Source organism: Glaciimonas soli (genome assembly GCF_009497155.1).
GTDB lineage: Bacteria > Pseudomonadota > Gammaproteobacteria > Burkholderiales > Burkholderiaceae_D > Glaciimonas > Glaciimonas soli.
Genome location: NZ_WINI01000001.1, coordinates 589,984 through 607,310, shown reverse-complemented (window position 1 = coordinate 607,310; position 17,327 = coordinate 589,984). Strand labels below are relative to the sequence as shown.

Sequence of the window (17,327 nt, the reverse complement as noted above, 5' to 3'; positions counted from 1 at the left end):
GATTAAGTAGAAAATAAGTACAAAAAACCCACAACCTTGGTTGTGGGTTTTTTTATATGTAATACCAAATAATCGATTCGAAAAATACCTCCGTCATCCTCGCGAACGCGGGGATCCAAGTTGCGCAACATGGATTCCCGCGTCCGCGGGAACGACGAGGTCATTTTTAAATTATAAAAGATGCAAAGCTTATGAAATACGACCATCCCGGACTTCAAAAACCTCTTCCCCAAATGCCTTCACATCTGCAGGATCATGGGTGATGATAAGCATAGGCACATTCAATTGCAGCTGGAGTTGACTCAGCTCATTGCGCATACGCTCTCGCAAGCTTGAGTCGAGGGCCGAAAATGGTTCGTCCAATAATAAGATATCTGGTTCTGATACCAAGGCACGCGCCAGCGCAACGCGCTGACGCTGGCCGCCGGAGAGTTGATGTGGGTAGCTGTTGATTGTTACTTGCAACTCAAACAGTTTTAACCACTTCAGCACGACAGGATGATTATTTGCAAAATGACGAAGCGGGTTTAGCCAATTTTTGCGCAAGCCAAAAGCAATATTTTGCGCTACCGTCAGGTGTGGGAATAGTGCGTAATCTTGAAATAAATAAGCTACGTTACGCTGTTGTGGCGGCAAACAAATAGCTTTGTCGTGATCGAACAGCGTACGCTGATGCAATGTAATGTTGCCCTGGTCTGGTTTCAATAAACCAGCGACTGCCAGCAAGGTAAGGCTTTTTCCGGCGCCGGACGGGCCAAATAAAACGATACGATTGCTATTCGCCGTAAAGCGGATATCGAGATGAAAGTGACGCTCATCTGCTTGCAAATGCTTTTGAATATTGATGCTGAGCGTCATAGAGGTATTATTTCGATCTAAAATTTTCGACGATGGCTTTTAGGCAGTAAGCGACCAGCGATCAGCAACAACAGTACGCAAGTAACTGAAGTAATGAGAACCATGATAGCGGCGGTATTGTCGTCACCAGCTTGTACCGCCTCATAAATCGCGATTGATAGAGTTTGGGTACGTCCTGGTAGATTACCAGCGATCATCAACGTCGCACCAAATTCACCGAATGCTCTGGCAAATGACAGTAAAACGCCGGCCATAATACCTTTTGATGCCAACGGCAGTGTGACGCGGAAAAATACGGCAACTTCGGAAATACCTAATACACGTGCCGCATTTTGCAACTGAGGGTCAATATCTTCGAAGGCAGCACGGGCCGATTTTAATACCAGAGGAAAGGCTACTATGGTGGAGGCGATAACTGCGCCTTGCCAGGTGAAGACCAGCTCTATTCCCCATTTTTGCAGCCACTCGCCAACGATGCCACGGCGTCCAAAAACCACCAATAAGTAATAACCAAGTACGGTTGGCGGCAACACCAGCGGCAACGTCAAAATCGAATCGACCAAGTCTCTTGCAGGAGAGCGCCAACGTGCCAACCCATAAGCCGCAGCAACGCCAAAAAACAGATTCAGTAGCGTGGCCCAACCTGCGACTTTGAGAGATAGCGCTAGTGGTATCCACACGTTATCCATGTTGCATCGGTCCTGTCTTACTGAAATCTGTTTTGCTTGGCGCATGCCAGGCGGCGCTGCATTGCGCTTCGATCACAAACGACATCAAGGGGCTAAGAATCCATATTTAGCCAATGTTGCCTGGCCTGTGCTGGATAAAACATAGTCTACAAACTGCTTTGCAGTTTCTGCTTGCTTAGTGTCTTTAGTGATAGCAATCGGATAGCTAATCGGTGTAGTCAATGGAATTTGAAGCGCTACCTTGACTTTGTCTTTCATGATTGCGGCATCGGTTGAAAATACAAAACCCGCATCAACCTCGCCACGCGCTACATAGTCCAGGCATTGCCGTACGTTTTGAGCGGGAATACCTTTGGCCGTCACAGCGTCCCATAACTTTGCATTTTCCAACGCTGCCTTGGCATAACGACCGACCGGAACCGACGCCGGGTTGCCGTAAGCGATGCGTTTAATGGCTGGCTGGTTTAAATCTTGTAGCGTTTTGATGGATTGCTGGCTATCTGTCGGCACAATCAGAACCAATTGATTATTGGCGAAATTTTTGCGACTGTTTTCTTGTATGGCCTTTTCAGTTACGGCTTTGTCCATTGCTTCCTGATCGGCAGAGGCGAACACATCGGCAGGAGCGCCCTTAACAATTTGTTGTAGCAGGACGTCTGAAGCAGCAAAATTCAGAACAACTTTCGTTTTTGGGTGCTTTGCCTCAAAATCTGTGGCAATTTCTTTGAAAGCATTCGTTAAACTAGAAGCAGCCGATACGACCAAATCATCAGCATGCGCCGCAGTCATTGATGTCAACAATAAGCCACCGGCCATAACGACGAGAGCGCGTTTGAATTTTGATAGCATGAAATTTCCCGAATGATGAGTTTTAGCGAATGATGTGAGCCAACGATTTGTGCCTATATAAGTGCTAGTGAGCATAGCGAAAAGACAGCAATTACACAATGCCTGGTTGAATATAAGAATCATTTCGTTTTTGAGGTTTCTCCAATGAGATAATGAAAAATTGAAAGCGTTTTAGCCGAAGTCTCTATGTCCATCATAAAAAACAAGCCGTTTTACTATTCTCATTATTTCAAATTCAGTTATTTCTTTGCATTGATGCTGTTGCTCAGTGCATGCCAGCATATTCAGCAGAGTCAATCACTTTCTGAAGGACAGATCAGTGCTAGCGAAAGTCAGAAAATTGATCATTTATTGATGTTGATCAATCAACGTCTGGAAGTGGCAGTGGTGGTGGCGAAGGCAAAATGGCATTCTGGCGCGGCGATTGATGATCCTCTACGCGAAGCAAGTATTCTCAATGCTGTCGCTGCGCAGGCGCGTGCGACCAGTGATCTTGATAGTGTATTTGTACGTGGTTTTTTTCAAGATCAATTCGATGCAGGCAAAATTATTCAACAGCATTTGATTTCAGGTTGGCGGCAAAATCCACCATCAACGCCGTTTGATGTACCTGATCTGGCGCGCGATGTACGTCCGGTTCTCGATCAACTCAATCCGCAATTGATAACAGCACTTCAGGATAGTCGGCCACTACTCAAAAATCCCCGAGTGCAAGCTATACTCGCAGAGCACGCGCAAATTTTTATACATGCTGATGCTGAAATCAGGCAGCAAGTAATCCAGAAGGCGCTTCAAACACTCTTAAGCAATCCCGCATAAGTATTTATAGCTTGTTGTCCCGCCTTGTCGTACTGCAGTACTGCCTGCGGCTGGGACGCCTAGTCTACATACTTATGCGGAATTACTTAGCCGAGTAAAATAAATATAAAGAGAGACAGGATTTGCGATGACACAGACAGCGACAGAGAAAACAGCGGCGCATGCAACAACGCAGACAGGGCATTATTCACTGAATGAACGTCAGCAAAAAATATTGCAGTACGTTCAACGTGAAAGTTTCGTCACTGTAGAAAATCTGGCAAATCGTTTTCAGATCACTCAGCAAACCATACGTCGCGATATTAATATGCTGTCCGATTTGAATTTGCTGCAACGTTATCATGGTGGCGTAGGTTTGCCTTCCAGCGCAGAAAATATTGCCTATGGTACGCGCCAAGGTTTGCAATCAGAGGAAAAACGCCGTATAGCAGCATTGGTCGCCGAGCATATTCCAGATCAGGCAACGCTATTCATCAATATTGGCACTACGACTGAAGAAGTCGCCAAAGCCTTAAGTCGGCGCCGTAATTTGCGTGTTATCACGAATAATCTCAACGTTGCCGCGATCATGAGTGGATATCCCGGATGCGAAGTCATTATTGCCGGTGGCGTGGTGCGTGCCCGCGATTTAGGCGTTACCGGGGAGGAAACCATCGACTTTATCCAACGTTTCAAAGTCGATTTTGGCATCATCGGCATTTCCAGCATAGATGCAGACGGCACATTGCGCGATTTCGACTATCGAGAAGTGCGGGTGGCGGAGGCCATCATTGCTCATTCGCGCACCGTTTTTTTGGTGGCGGATCATTCAAAATTTATGCGTCCGGCGCTGGTGCGTTTGGGAGAGCTATCTAAAGTCGATGCTCTATTTACAGACCGTCCAGTTCCGGCTGAAATGATCGATGTATTTAATGCAGCAAAAATTGATGTGTTTGTGGCCGATAAAACGGCATAGTGACACCGTATGCTGCGCAGCAATTGAATAATCGTAATTTCGGATACAATCGACGACCTTCATTTTCTTCTCAAGACATACAGCAATGATGCTTCGCTAAGTGTCTTTATCCCATGAATTTACAATCCAAGTTGCCGATTTCTTCACGCTATATTCTTGCCGTTCTGATGCTATTGCCGATGGCCGCCTGTAAAACAGTGCCGCCAGCCGCAGTAGTGCCTGTACCTGTGGTGCAAAAAGAAGCGCCGCGTCATATTAAGGTAGGTTTAGCATTGGGTGGTGGTGCCGCGCGCGGTTTTGCCCATATCGGCGTGATTAAAGTGCTGGAAGCAAATGGCATCGTTCCTGATGTTGTGGTCGGCACTAGTGCGGGTAGTGTGGTTGGTGCCTTATACGCAGCTGGTAACGATGGCTTCGCTTTGCAAAAAATGGCATTGAAAATGGATGAATCGGCGTTTACCGATTGGTCTATTCCTTTGTTTTCCAAACTGAGCGGCGTGCTAAAAGGTGAGGGTGTACAAAATTACGTAAATAGAGCGGTCAACAATACACCCATAGAAAAACTGAAAATTCCGTTTGGTGCCGTTGCGACTGACCTCAATTCAGGCGCCCCGATCTTATTTCGACGCGGCAATACTGGCCTGGCGGTACGCGCCTCATCTTCAGTGCCGGGTGTTTTCCAGCCGGTCAAAATCTCAGGCCATGAATATGTCGATGGTGGTTTGGTCGCGCCAGTGCCGGTGCGCTATGCAAAAGAAATGGGTGCTGACTTTGTGATTGCCGTCAATATTTCTGCTGCGCCAGAGGCGCAAAGTGGTTCGAGCTCGTTGGGCGTGCTGCTACAAACTTTCGCCATTATGGGAAAAACCATTAATGAGAAAGAGTTGAAGAATGCTGATGTCGTGATTACTCCAGCTTTAAATGGTATGAAGGGCAATGATTTCGCTTCACGCAACACGGCGATTATGGCGGGAGAACAAGCTGCAATCGCAGCGATGCCGATGATTAAAAAGAAATTACAAGAGATGCGCGGCGGGTGAGTTTTGCCCGAGTCCTAGGAAGTTCTGATGAAATAAAAAAATCCACATTGAATGTGGATTTTTTTATGGGGAAAGCATTGATATAGCGCTTATTCCTGAACCTTCGCATTGTTGAACTGCGCCGTCGTAATCCCTGTTACCGACTCAGAATCCAGATCGCTAATGCGGCGCGCACCATTAAAGCGGCTTTTCCAGTAACTGATATCCATATCCTCGATGCGTACTGCAGCACCTGTGCGCGGTGCATGGATAAATTTGTTGTTGCCCAGGTAGATGCCGACATGCGAGAAGCTGCGTCGCAGAGTGTTATAAAACACCAAATCGCCTGGCTTTAAATCTTGTTGTGAAACTTTTGCACCTTCGCGGCTCAATTCGGCGGCGGTGCGCGGCAAATCAATGCCGAGCGCTTCTTTGAATACATAACGGACCAAGCCGCTGCAATCAAGACCTGTTTGAGGTGTATTGCCACCATATTTGTAATGAATGCCAATTAAATTCATGGCACTTTGACCCAGCTCAGAGGCGCGGTCTGTGAATTGCTGGAGGCGATTACGAGGGGCTGGAGGAGGCGTGTCCAAGTCAGTGATGTCGCTTGCCCAAACTGGGCTGGCAATTGCGCAACTGGCGACTAATGAACCCATCAGTACAAGGCGAGAAACTAACTGCGGAAAAACTGGTTTAATCGTCATTATCTTTTGAGGCAGGATCAATTAATCTAAAGCTATGTTAGTGTGAAGAGTTCCTTATTAGTTCATACCAACGTTAAGTTCGGTTTAAACAAAATAGCAAAGGTAAAACTCAAGATGCATAACAAGACGACAATTATGACTGCAAGTTCTAAAATAACGTACAAAAAACTGAATGTTTTACATTGTTCCACACTTTAATTTCTTTGTGGAATTATTTTTCCGATCTTTTCTATCATTGAGATAGATAGGATGTATCTCACTCCTTACTCAAGTACAATTCTCTCCGCGAGTAATAGCACGCTAAGTATTCATTTTATTTACAGACACAAAGCAAGATTAGGAGAGAAGTATGAAATCGAAACAAATTCTGACGTTGGACGACATTAAAAAAATTGCCGGTGCAGCAGAAGCGGAAGCTAAAGCGAATAACTGGGCGGTTACTATTTCTATCGTCGATGATGGTGGTCATTTGTTATGGTTGCAACGCTTAGATGGCGCAGCGCCAATTTCAGCCCACATTGCGCCGGCAAAAGCAAAGACTGCTGCTTTGGGTCAACGCGAATCAAAAATTTATGAAGATATGATCAACAATGGTCGTTTCTCATTCATCACCGCACCGAATCTGGAAGGCTTGTTAGAAGGCGGCGTTCCTATCGTAGTCAATGGTGAATACCTGGGCGCAGTCGGCGTGTCTGGCGTTAAATCGACAGAAGATGTACAGATTGCTAAAGCTGGGATTGCGGCCTTAGCGGCGTAATTGCCAGTTTATTTTGTAAATGAATAAGTAAATGAGTAAATAAATACGTAATTTCCAAACTTCACTTGCATCGACCTACTGCAGAAATGAGGCGCGAATCTGCCGTAGGTCTGAAATCCTCATCTTTCTTCATGCGCCGCTTCTTTCTGCCCACCCCTGTTTTTACTCGTATTAGGCTCACTTCATGACCTCAGGCATTATTGCGTTGGTATTGTGCGCGGCGTTATTGCACGCTTCCTGGAATGCCATGCTGAAAAGCAGCGGCGATCGACTTTGGTCCATTACCTTGATGACAGTGGGAGCGGCTTTGGGCGCGTTGCCTCTGGTGTTGTGGTTACCTTTGCCTGCGGTAGCAAGTTGGCCTTACATCGCCATGTCGGTAGGGCTGCACGTAGGCTATAACTTGTTTCTGGTACGGGCTTATCGCGCTGGTGATTTTGGACAGTCTTATCCGATTGCGCGTGGCTCATCTCCTTTGTTGGTGTCGCTCGGGGCGGCGCTGTTCGCCGGGGAGAGTTTAGGAATATTGACCTTGCTTGGGGTTGTACTTATCTCACTTGGCATCATCAGTTTATCCAACATTAGCTTTAGAAAAAAAGTGACTGGTGATGCGACCGTAAATCTGCAACTTAAGCAAAGCGGTAGCAAAATAGAAGGACCGTTGGCCGCATTTGCGACTGGTGTATTTATTGCCGCATATACAGTAGTCGATGGCTTGGGCTCACGCGCTGCCGGTCATGTTGGCGCATATACAGGCTGGATGTTTCTGCTGGATGGAATACCGTTGGTGGTGATCTATACCTATTTACATAGGCGCTTTCCGATTTCATTACGTACTCGGGAAACGTGGAATGCGCTTGGCGGCGGCGTCATGTCTTTGTTTGCTTACGGTATTGTCATTTGGGCGATTACATTGGCCCCTATGGGGCCGGTTTCAGCATTGCGTGAAACCTCAGTATTATTTGCTGCGTTAATTGCCCGTTTCTTTTTAGGAGAGGCATTGACAGTGCGTCGCATGTTGGCCTGCAGCGTGATTGCTTTTGGCGCGGTGATTTTGGGGTGGAGTGCATGATTTGTCACCCGGTAGTGAAGCACGGCGAAATAATCACTTTGAAAATATCCGCGTCATTCCCCGATTCGCAGGCTTAAAATCACCGTCATCCTCGCGAACGCGGGGATCCAAGTTACGATCTCAATAAAGTAAAGGACAAATCTCTTCCATTTTTGCCTTTCGTAAAATGGATCCCCGCGTTCGCGAGGATGACGGGGGTGTTTTTCAAATCAATTGTTGGTATTGCGAGCTCAATAAAAAACGGCCACTGGAATTTCCAGTGGCCGTTTTCACATTGCATCGAATTACGTTAGCTGTCGATTAACGGTCGCCAAACGAGCGACGTGCACCACCAGCGCCTTCACTAGAGCGGTTACCTTTGTAACCACCACCAGTACCACCAGCGCCATCTCTGCGCGGAGCGCCTGGCTTACTGAAGGTGCGACCGCCGCCACCGCCTGGTTTGCGGTTATCGCCAGGTTTCCAGCCACCTGGTTTATGAGCGCTACGTGATGGCGCTGCGCTGCGTTTAGGTTCGAAACCTACAACGACATCAACAGGGATCACTTGCTTGGTAAAGCGCTCAATACGCTTAACGTTCATGCCTTCGGCATGATTAACCAACGATACCGCAACACCATTACGACCAGCTCGGCCAGTACGACCGATACGATGAACGTAATCTTCCGGGAATTTTGGTAAATCGTAGTTGAATACGTGCGTGATTGCTGGAACATCGATACCGCGTGCAGCAACGTCAGTGGCAACCAGCACACGAACTTGTCCGCGGCGCAGACTGTCCAAAGTGCGGTTACGCGCACCTTGATGCATGTCGCCATGCAAGGCCGCAGCAGCGAAACCAGCGATGTTTAAACGATCTGCGATCGTGTCTGCATCACGTTTAGTCGCGGTGAACACGACTGCCTGATCCATGGTTTCATCGCGCAATAAATGATCCAGCAAACGATTTTTGTGCGACAGATCGTCGACAAAGTGGACCTTTTGTTGAATGTTTTCATGTTTGGTAGCTGAACCAGCAACCTGAATGACCATCGGATCTTTGGTGATGCGTTTGGCCATGTTACCAACCACGCCATCAAGCGTCGCTGAGAACAACATGGTTTGACGAGTAGCAGGCGTGTTATCAACGATTTTTTCGATATCGTCGATGAAACCCATGTCCAGCATGCGATCAGCTTCGTCCAATACCAGAATTTCCAGTTGGGAGAAATCGATCTTGCCTGATTCCATGTGATCGATCAAACGACCTGGTGTAGCAACCAGGATTTCCGGGTTTTTTGCCAGCAATTGCATTTGCTTAGGGTAAGGCATACCACCAAGAATAGAAATTGCACGGACATTTCTCATGAAAGAGCCGTATTTTGTGGTAGCAGTCGTTACTTGCAATGCCAATTCACGCGTTGGCGTCAGCACCAGCATTTTCGGCTGAGCTGCTTTGAAACGTGGACGCTCGCCGCGGGCGCGCGATGCTTGCATTTCTTGATTAGGTGTTTTGCCAGCGCCGCCAGTTTGTTGTGCTGATGCAAATTTATGCAGTGAAGGCAACATGAAAGCTGCGGTTTTGCCGGAGCCAGTTTGTGAGGAAACCATCAGATCGCGACCGGCGATGGCTGCTGGGATTGCTTGTTCTTGGACATTTGTCGGTTTAGTGTAGCCAGCTTCATTCAAAGCCTGGATAACGGACGCGTGTAAGCCTAGTGATTCAAAAGTCATTATTTTCTTTCGTAAAGATCAGTGTCTCTCTGCTATGCATTTATAAATTAATTGCATAAACGAATTGCATCAATACAGAGAGCGCAAGAAAGCAACGCCAACCAACGAAATGACTCAGAAAAATACAAAGAAATTTCGGCACAAAAGCTTTGCGCCGGGACGGTGTCAACGAAACGACGACACACAAGGCGGGAGGGCTTTTACAATGCTATGTTCCGACTAATTGATATCATTAGGGCCAGAACATGCTTAGGCTTGCGAAGCTACTTATTTTTATTGCAATCAACTCCAGCGAAATTACATCGTTCACGCTTAGAGGATTGTTGTTTGCGCCCGATATTGCAACGCAGCAGCGAATGATACAGTATTTTTAACCTTGACGCACGTATTGAGATACATTGTTAATGAATAAGGATACACATCCCGAGGTAGAGTTGTTTTGTATGGAGATTTTTTGCTCTTCGGCTACAATTTGATTTTTTATAATTTTGCCATCACCGAGAGGGGAATTTATATGGACGACAATAACAGCGAACAAAAAGCAGCACTGGGTATTATTTGGGCCATCGTTGGCATTGTGGTCATATGCATACTTGGTTTGGCTGCCTACTTCGGCATCAATGGCGCACCAAAGGGGACTGTTCGCGCGGATGTCGCCAATTCTATGGCCAGTGCAGTGTCAAGTACTGCTAATGCGGCACCTGCCACTGCTGAAGCTGCTGTTGCGAATGCTGTTGGTGCAAACGGCGCAAATGGCGCAAGTGCATCAGCAACAGCAGTGACTAATGGCAGCGGTAACGCGACAGCAGTGGCAGTCGGTGCCGACGGTGCGCCGGGCGCACCGGCCCAAGTTGTTGCTGTAACTATTGAAGTCGTTAGAATTTTCTTTGCTGAAGGTAAGTCTGCGGTGCCGACGGCGGCCGCAACTGATTTATCTTCAATTGCCACTTACATGAAAGAGCATCCGGAAGCCAAGGCAAGCATCTCCGGCTTTAATGACGCCAGCGGCAATGCTGACGTGAATGCTGAAGTGTCTAAAAATCGTGCCAAGGCTGTGCGTGACACATTGAGTGCCGCAGGCGTTTCAACAGATCGTATCGAATTGGAAAAGCCGCAAGCAACAACGGCTGGCGATACCGCGGCAGCGCGCCGAGTGGAAGTGACTGTGCATAATTAAAGCGTGAAACTAAGATCGAGCAACAAAAAAACCTCTGACCTGGACAGGTTCAGAGGTTTTTTTATGGAAAGCGTATTTACTCAGGCACTTACTCAGCTTCGGCAATCCCGCCGACTACATGTGAAAAGCCACCATCTACATAGGTGATTTCACCTGTAATGCCACTGGAAAGATCTGAGAGCAAGAATGCAGACGCATTGCCGACATCTTCCAGTGTGACATTGCGACGCAAAGGCGCGTGATCAGCAACAAAACCCAGGATTTTACCGAAGCCTTTGATGCCACTGGCCGCCAATGTCTTGATTGGGCCAGCAGAAATGCCGTTTACTCGCACGCCCTTTGGTCCTAAAGAGTCGGCCAGATAGCGGACGGAGGCTTCCAGTGACGCTTTGGCCAGTCCCATGGTGTTGTAGTTGGGAACCACGCGCTCAGAACCCAGATAGGTCAATGTCAGTAGCGCAGAGTTCGGGCGCAACATAGGCAACGCCGCTTTAGCCATCGCCGGGAAGCTATACGCGGAAATGTCATGCGCAATCTTGAAGCCTTCGCGTGAGAAGCCTTCAAGGAAATCGCCGGCAATCGCTTCTGCAGGCGCATAACCAATCGCATGCACCAAGCCATCCAGATGATCCCAGGATTTGCCGAGATCAGCGAATAGGGCATTGATTTGTTCATCACTGCCAACGTCGCAATCAAAAATCAATTCGCTGCCGAATTCCGCTGCAAATTTTGTAATGCGATCTTTGAAACGATCACCAACGTAGGTAAATGCCAATTCCGCACCTTCGCGTTTGCATGCCTGGGCAATGCCATAAGCGATAGAGCGGTTGGACAGCAGACCAGTGATGAGAATTTTTTTTCCTTGCAGGAATGCCATGTTGACTCCAGATATGCGCACCAATACTTCTTCATCAACTTAGTAAACAGTTTAGCTGAGTACTAGTTTATTGACGCAAGCTGGTGGCGCGGGTTGCAATGAGGCGCGTTTTAGCGCGAGCAGGGCAAGATTGTAGAGGGGATTGCCGCAACTGGCAATTTGCTTGAGAGGTGCAGTCGGCACATAGAATGCGTCGACTGCACATCATTCATTACTTGCGCGAGCCTTTTGCGTCAGCTAACACCACTGTCTTGCCTTTTTTGTTGCTGGTAGCCGCGACTTTTTTATTGCCGGTTTTAGCAGTGGTTTTAGCAGTACTAGCAACAACTTTGGTTTTGCTAGTGTTACGTTCCTTGCGACTGCTGGCAACAACCTCTTTGCGCTCTTTAGCGGAATGCTTGCTATTGCTTCCTTTGCTGCTTTCTTTATAGGTCATGCTGACCTTGCGTATGCTGCCTTTATCCTCGTTGTCGCTGGAAGCAATTGTGTTGGCGAACCGATTAGGCACTTGCAAATGCAAGCTTTGACCGCGATTGACGCTGTTGTGGCGCAGGTTATTCCATGATTTAACTTGGTTGATACTGACGCCATAGCGGCTTGCGATTGAGCCTAAAGTGTCGTGCTTGCCGACCTTGACGTAAATCCGGCGTGTTTCCGGAACATCGGGAGTCACTGCCATCGTGGCGTTATCTGCCACTTCAGCGGTGATGTCGCTATTTGAGTTTTCAGTCTTGGGCACCAAAATCGTGGAGCCTGCTTTCAATACCATGCGCGGAGGGATGTGATTGACTTCGCGGATGACTTCCGGGGTGGTATCAAACTTTGCTGCAATCGCTTCAATGCGCTCTCTGGCGTTGCCTACCGTATGCGCCGTCCAGGATGAAAACGATTGTGTCCATTTCAACATGTTTTTCTTAAATTTTTCTGCATTACTTTGTGGCAGCAAAATTTTGGTATCAGCACTGCCGATAATGACGGGGCGTTTAAATTGCGGATTGAGGGCCTTAAAATCGTCTAGCGGCAACTCCGCCAGCTGCGCGGCGACGGTAACGTCAATGTCGCGGGTTTTGCCGATGGTCACAAAATAAGGTTCATTGTCGATCTTCGGCAGGACAATGTTGTAACTTTCTGGTGACGCAATAATATTTTTAACCGCTTGCAGCTTTGGCACATAGTTGCGCGTTTCTGCTGGCATCAAAGGCGACAGGCTGGCGAAGTCGGTCGGCAGCCCAGCCGCTTGGTTTTTGTCGATAGCGCGCTGGACTGAGCCTTGGCCCCAGTTGTATGCAGCAAGCGCCAATTGCCAATCGCCAAACATGGCATACAGCGATTGCAGATAAGTCAGTGCTGCGTCGGTGGAGGCCAACACATCGCGACGCTCGTCCTTAAACATATCTTGTTTAAGATTGAAATCGCGCCCGGTCGCAGGCATAAACTGCCACAAGCCAACGGCTTTGGCGCTGGAAGAAGCTTGTGGATTAAACGAAGACTCAATAAATGGCAGCAGTGCCAATTCGGTCGGCATGCCACGCTTTTCCAACTCTTGTACTACGTGAAACAGATAAGGCGAGGCGCGGATGGTGGTGCGTTGAAAATAATCCGGACGATCACTGTAATATTGGGTTTGTTTGGCAACCAGATCGTTATCTAAGTCTGGGATGCTGAAGCCTTTACGAATACGTGCCCAAACATCAACTTGTTGCATTCCCAATACGCCGGAATCCGGGTTATTGGGATCAATCATGCTATAACTTGGGGTGTAAATGGAAATGTCGTTGGCGTGAACCAAAAGTGGGGTGCCGAAAAATGCAAAAGCGGCAAGCGCCAGGGTCTTAATTTTGAATTGCATGGGATTTTGTTCGTATTTTGTACATAATCGTACCTAAGCGGCTGTCATCAACCGGTAATGAAAGAGTTAAAGCGCAGTGTACGTAACTGGCTTTTGTCGCGTCAAGCAAAAATTGCACTAATTTTAAGCACAAAATCGGTTGCCTCGATAGTTTCATAAGTGTTTGATTTATAGAGTTATTGCTCCAGGAGTTCTGATATAGGTAGGCTATTGCTCAACGCCTGCATTGAGTGCTGTAATTTGGTCATGTTTTCTTTGTTATTTTCAGGAAATTGTTGCTTTATTTGCTTGAAATCAGTCGCAGTATCCCAACTTGCTATTCATTAGATTAATTTGGAGAGAACTATGCGTTTTGACAAACTTACAACGAAATTGCAGGAAGCGATTGCTGATGCCCAAAGCCAGGCGGTTGGCAATGACAATCAATATATCGAACCATTACATGCGCTGATCGCCTTGCTCAATCAAGATGACGGTAGTGCACGTTCGCTGTTGCAGCGAGCCGGTGTGAACGTTGCTGCTTTATCGACTGCCCTAAAAGCAGCGCTGGAACGTTTGCCTAAAGTGTCAGGCAACGCTGGCGAAATGCAAATAGGCCGCGATCTGTTGGCTTTGCTCAATCTGGCAGATAAAGAAGCGCAGAAACGCGGCGATCAATTCATCGCCAGCGAGATGCTGTTACTTGGCTTGCTAGACGATAAATCCGACGCTGGCAAACTGGCGCGTGAAAACGGCTTAACCCGCAAAGCGTTGGAAGCGGCGATTAATGCAGTACGCGGTGGCGACAATGTGGCTTCACAAGATGGCGAAGGTCAACGGGAAGCGTTGAAAAAATATACGTTAGATCTGACTGAGCGTGCGCGCTTAGGTAAGCTTGATCCAGTGATTGGCCGCGATGACGAAATTCGTCGGGCGATACAAATATTACAGCGTCGCAGCAAAAATAACCCAGTCCTGATTGGCGAACCTGGCGTCGGTAAAACTGCCATCGTCGAAGGTTTGGCGCAGCGTATCGTCAATGGTGAAGTGCCGGACAGCCTGAAGTCGAAACGCGTTTTGTCGTTAGACATGGCGTCATTGCTGGCCGGTGCAAAATTCCGTGGTGAATTTGAAGAGCGCCTGAAAGCCGTACTGAAAGAAATCTCGTTAGACGAAGGGCAAACCATCGTTTTCATCGATGAGCTGCACACCATGGTCGGCGCCGGTAAAGCTGAAGGCGCAATGGATGCCGGGAATATGCTGAAACCCGCTTTAGCGCGTGGTGAATTGCATTGCGTTGGCGCGACCACGTTGGATGAATATCGTAAATACATTGAAAAAGACGCCGCACTGGAACGTCGTTTTCAGAAAGTTATCGTTGGCGAACCTAGCGTTGAAGCGACGATTGCGATTCTGCGCGGCTTACAGGAAAAATACGAAGTCCATCATGGCGTTGATATCACGGATCCCGCTATTGTCGCCGCGGCCGAGCTGTCGCATCGCTACATCACGGACCGCTTTTTACCGGATAAGGCGATTGATTTGATCGATGAAGCGGCCGCTAAAATCAAGATTGAAATTGACTCCAAGCCCGAAGTGATGGACAAGCTGGATCGACGCGTGATTCAACTGAAAATCGAACGTGAAGCCATTAAGAAAGAAAAAGACGAAGCATCGCAAAAACGCCTGGCTCTGATCGAGGAAGAAATCGAAAAGCTGGAACGCGAATACGCTGATCTGGAAGAAATCTGGAAGTCAGAAAAAGCCAGCGCGCAGGGCAGTCAGCATCTGAGAGAAGAGATCGAAAAATTGCGCCTTCAAATTGAAGACGCAACCCGTAATAGCGATTGGCAAAAAGTGTCTGAGTTGAAATACGGCAAACTTAATGAGCTAGAAAAAGCATTGGAAGCCCAGTCTAAACAAGACGAGTTTGCGAATGCGCACCCAGAAAGCAATCCAAAGCCAACCTTGGTGCGCACGCAGGTGGGCGCGGAGGAAATTGCTGAGATCGTTTCGCGCGCCACTGGTATTCCCGTATCAAAAATGATGCAAGGTGACCGCGATAAATTGTTGCGCATGGAAGATGAATTGCATCGACGCGTAGTTGGTCAGGATGAGGCGATAGCTGCGGTGTCGGATGCCATTCGTCGGTCACGCGCGGGTTTGAGCGATCCGGATAAACCATATGGTTCCTTCATGTTTTTAGGCCCGACTGGTGTCGGTAAAACTGAATTGTGCAAGGCGTTGGCGGGATTTTTGTTTGATACCCAAGATGCCATGATACGTATCGACATGAGCGAATTCATGGAGAAGCATTCCGTGGCGCGTTTGATCGGCGCACCACCTGGCTATGTTGGCTATGAGGAGGGCGGCTACCTGACTGAATTGGTACGGCGCAAACCTTATAGCGTGATTTTGCTCGATGAAATCGAGAAGGCGCATCCGGATGTCTTTAATGTGTTGCTACAAGTATTAGACGATGGACGTATGACCGATGGGCAAGGCCGTACAGTGGATTTCAAAAATACGGTGATCGTTATGACATCGAATTTAGGATCACATCGTATTCAGGCAATGGAAGGCAGCGATCCATCGGTAGTCAAGATGGAAGTGATGGGTGAAGTGCGTAGCCATTTCCGTCCAGAGTTCATCAATCGTATCGATGAAATCGTTGTATTCCATGCTTTGGATGAGAAAAACATTGGAGCTATCGCCAAGATACAGTTAAGCATTTTGGAGCAACGACTGGCAAAAATGGATATCACTATGGATATCTCAGAAGCTGGTTTGCAAAAAATTGCAGAAGCTGGATTTGATCCGGTGTACGGTGCACGCCCATTGAAACGGGCGATCCAACAGCAGATCGAAAATCCTTTGTCCAAACAAATGTTGGAAGGGAAATTCGGTCCGAAAGATACCGTGCATATCCATGTTCATAACGGCGAACTTGTTTTTGATAAAGGCGAGCCGAGCGCATAAGAGACTGAATTAAACAACAATCTCGTATGCTATTGTCTGGGCTGAAATGATGGATGAGCAATCCATCATTCCAGCCCAATTTTTATTAAGGACCTTCAAATGTTTACAACGTGTGATATCTGTGACGACAACGAGTCCAAATTAAGCACTGGCAATCTCAGCGTCTTACCACCAATTTTCCAGCGCTTCGGCCAGCAAGTGAAATTTTGCGGTCCAGCCCGCACCGTGAAAGTATTTGAAGACAACGTTTTGGTGCGCGCCGCACTGGAAACCCAAGGCAATGGACAAGTTTTGGTGGTCGATGGCGGCGGTAGTTTACGCTGCGCACTGGTCGGGGGAAAGCTGGGCAAGTTAGCCGAAGAAAACGGCTGGGCAGGGATAGTCGTCAATGGTTGCGTTCGTGACTCGGTTGAGTTGGATGCATGTAATGTGGGCATACGCGCACTTGCTACGCATCCAAAGCGCAGCGTTCGATTAGGTGCCGGTGAAAAGGATCTGCAGGTATCCATTGCGAATATCGCAATCAATTCTGGTGACTGGATCTATGTCGACGCTGATGGCGTGGTGGTGAGTCGTGAAAAGCTACATGGCTGACAACAAATGATCACTCTTTGATTGGCTCTGACCAACATTTTCATCGTAGTCATGTCTAAGGTGGAGTTTTCGCATGCGCGGCGATGTCGCTGATTGTCTCTCTGATCATGACGGATATCAAAGTAAGCTCGTGCATTGTGCAGAACTAACCGACACCTTTCGGTGAAAGTATCGATTCGGTTGCTGCAATCGACCCGCTAAAAGCAATAGGTGCGCCGCTGACGAAATGCAGGCGCATGTCAACTACAAGTTCAGCTTGGTTGACACGCCGCTGACGGATATTGATCTGTGTATGCAATCGGTGCGCAATACCGTGCGAACGCTGCGTAACGAAACCACTATCGCAGCGAAAACTATCGAAGCAGAAAACCGGTGACTGCCCAGTCTGTCGGACAGGCCAGAGGGTTCATAAAGCTATATAGGTACTAGTG

The 17,327-nt window shown here is 47.8% G+C and carries 16 protein-coding genes; 9 read left to right on the top strand and 7 right to left on the bottom strand.

Going from position 1 to position 17,327, the window contains the following annotated elements:
• Positions 1 to 189 precede the first annotated feature (189 nt).
• From GEV47_RS02825 to modA, 3 genes are all read right to left on the bottom strand, one after another.
• A complete protein-coding gene (locus GEV47_RS02825) occupies positions 190 to 858 on the bottom strand; it encodes an ATP-binding cassette domain-containing protein (protein ID WP_153233177.1) in 669 nt (222 codons plus the stop codon).
• A 17-nt stretch (positions 859 to 875) separates the two neighbouring features.
• The gene (gene modB / locus GEV47_RS02820; protein ID WP_153233176.1) at positions 876 to 1,547 is read right to left on the bottom strand and encodes a molybdate ABC transporter permease subunit; all 672 of its coding nucleotides are present in this window, start codon (positions 1,545 to 1,547) and stop codon (positions 876 to 878) included.
• 84 nt (positions 1,548 to 1,631) lie between these two features.
• Positions 1,632 to 2,396: a molybdate ABC transporter substrate-binding protein gene (gene modA / locus GEV47_RS02815; RefSeq protein WP_153233175.1), complete on the bottom strand. Its 765-nt coding sequence runs from the start codon at positions 2,394 to 2,396 to the stop codon at positions 1,632 to 1,634.
• Between the two features lie 186 nt (positions 2,397 to 2,582).
• Here modA and aroQ point away from each other — a divergent pair, with 186 nt between their 5' ends.
• The 3 genes from aroQ to GEV47_RS02800 all read left to right on the top strand — a co-directional run bounded on the left by aroQ (position 2,583) and on the right by GEV47_RS02800 (position 5,210).
• Positions 2,583 to 3,215 (top strand): gamma subclass chorismate mutase AroQ, encoded by a 633-nt coding sequence (aroQ, locus tag GEV47_RS02810; protein ID WP_153233174.1) that lies wholly within the window; start codon positions 2,583 to 2,585, stop codon positions 3,213 to 3,215.
• Positions 3,216 to 3,342: 127 nt separating this feature from the next.
• The gene (locus GEV47_RS02805) at positions 3,343 to 4,170 is read left to right on the top strand and encodes a DeoR/GlpR family DNA-binding transcription regulator (RefSeq protein ID WP_153233173.1); all 828 of its coding nucleotides are present in this window, start codon (positions 3,343 to 3,345) and stop codon (positions 4,168 to 4,170) included.
• A gap of 167 nt (positions 4,171 to 4,337) precedes the next feature.
• The gene (locus GEV47_RS02800) at positions 4,338 to 5,210 is read left to right on the top strand and encodes a patatin-like phospholipase family protein (RefSeq protein ID WP_407646201.1); all 873 of its coding nucleotides are present in this window, start codon (positions 4,338 to 4,340) and stop codon (positions 5,208 to 5,210) included.
• A gap of 89 nt (positions 5,211 to 5,299) precedes the next feature.
• On the opposite strand, the gene GEV47_RS02795 is transcribed toward GEV47_RS02800, so the two are convergent.
• Positions 5,300 to 5,899, bottom strand: coding sequence for a C40 family peptidase (locus GEV47_RS02795; protein WP_153233171.1), 600 nt, complete (start codon positions 5,897 to 5,899; stop codon positions 5,300 to 5,302).
• A gap of 349 nt (positions 5,900 to 6,248) precedes the next feature.
• Between GEV47_RS02795 and GEV47_RS02790 the strand changes: the two genes are divergently transcribed.
• Both GEV47_RS02790 and GEV47_RS02785 read left to right on the top strand, forming a co-directional pair.
• Complete coding sequence (locus GEV47_RS02790; RefSeq protein ID WP_153233170.1) at positions 6,249 to 6,656, top strand: heme-binding protein; 408 nt, start codon at positions 6,249 to 6,251, stop codon at positions 6,654 to 6,656.
• Between the two features lie 184 nt (positions 6,657 to 6,840).
• On the top strand, positions 6,841 to 7,728 hold the full coding sequence (locus tag GEV47_RS02785; protein WP_153233169.1) for a DMT family transporter: 888 nt from the start codon (positions 6,841 to 6,843) through the stop codon (positions 7,726 to 7,728).
• 300 nt (positions 7,729 to 8,028) lie between these two features.
• Here GEV47_RS02785 and GEV47_RS02780 read toward each other — a convergent pair whose 3' ends face one another.
• Complete coding sequence (locus tag GEV47_RS02780; protein ID WP_153233168.1) at positions 8,029 to 9,441, bottom strand: DEAD/DEAH box helicase; 1,413 nt, start codon at positions 9,439 to 9,441, stop codon at positions 8,029 to 8,031.
• Positions 9,442 to 9,955: 514 nt separating this feature from the next.
• On the opposite strand from GEV47_RS02780, the gene GEV47_RS02775 reads away from it, so the two are divergent.
• Positions 9,956 to 10,618 (top strand): OmpA family protein, encoded by a 663-nt coding sequence (locus GEV47_RS02775; protein ID WP_228124535.1) that lies wholly within the window; start codon positions 9,956 to 9,958, stop codon positions 10,616 to 10,618.
• Positions 10,619 to 10,706: 88 nt separating this feature from the next.
• On the opposite strand, the gene fabI is transcribed toward GEV47_RS02775, so the two are convergent.
• Together fabI and GEV47_RS02765 are read right to left on the bottom strand one after the other, a co-directional pair.
• Positions 10,707 to 11,495 (bottom strand): enoyl-ACP reductase FabI, encoded by a 789-nt coding sequence (gene fabI, locus GEV47_RS02770; protein ID WP_153233167.1) that lies wholly within the window; start codon positions 11,493 to 11,495, stop codon positions 10,707 to 10,709.
• 211 nt (positions 11,496 to 11,706) lie between these two features.
• Positions 11,707 to 13,344, bottom strand: a complete 1,638-nt coding sequence (locus GEV47_RS02765; protein WP_153233166.1) for a transglycosylase SLT domain-containing protein — start codon at positions 13,342 to 13,344, stop codon at positions 11,707 to 11,709.
• Positions 13,345 to 13,689: 345 nt separating this feature from the next.
• On the opposite strand from GEV47_RS02765, the gene clpB reads away from it, so the two are divergent.
• The 3 genes from clpB (at position 13,690) to GEV47_RS02750 (ending at position 17,272) form a co-directional block, all read left to right on the top strand.
• Positions 13,690 to 16,302 carry an ATP-dependent chaperone ClpB gene (gene clpB, locus GEV47_RS02760; RefSeq protein WP_153233165.1) on the top strand — a complete coding sequence of 871 codons (2,613 nt, stop codon included), beginning with the start codon at positions 13,690 to 13,692 and terminating at the stop codon, positions 16,300 to 16,302.
• A 99-nt stretch (positions 16,303 to 16,401) separates the two neighbouring features.
• Entirely contained in the window at positions 16,402 to 16,896 is a 495-nt protein-coding gene (rraA, locus tag GEV47_RS02755; protein WP_153233164.1) for a ribonuclease E activity regulator RraA, read from the top strand.
• A 226-nt stretch (positions 16,897 to 17,122) separates the two neighbouring features.
• The gene (locus tag GEV47_RS02750) at positions 17,123 to 17,272 is read left to right on the top strand and encodes a hypothetical protein (protein WP_153233163.1); all 150 of its coding nucleotides are present in this window, start codon (positions 17,123 to 17,125) and stop codon (positions 17,270 to 17,272) included.
• The last annotated feature ends 55 nt before the right edge of the window (positions 17,273 to 17,327 follow it).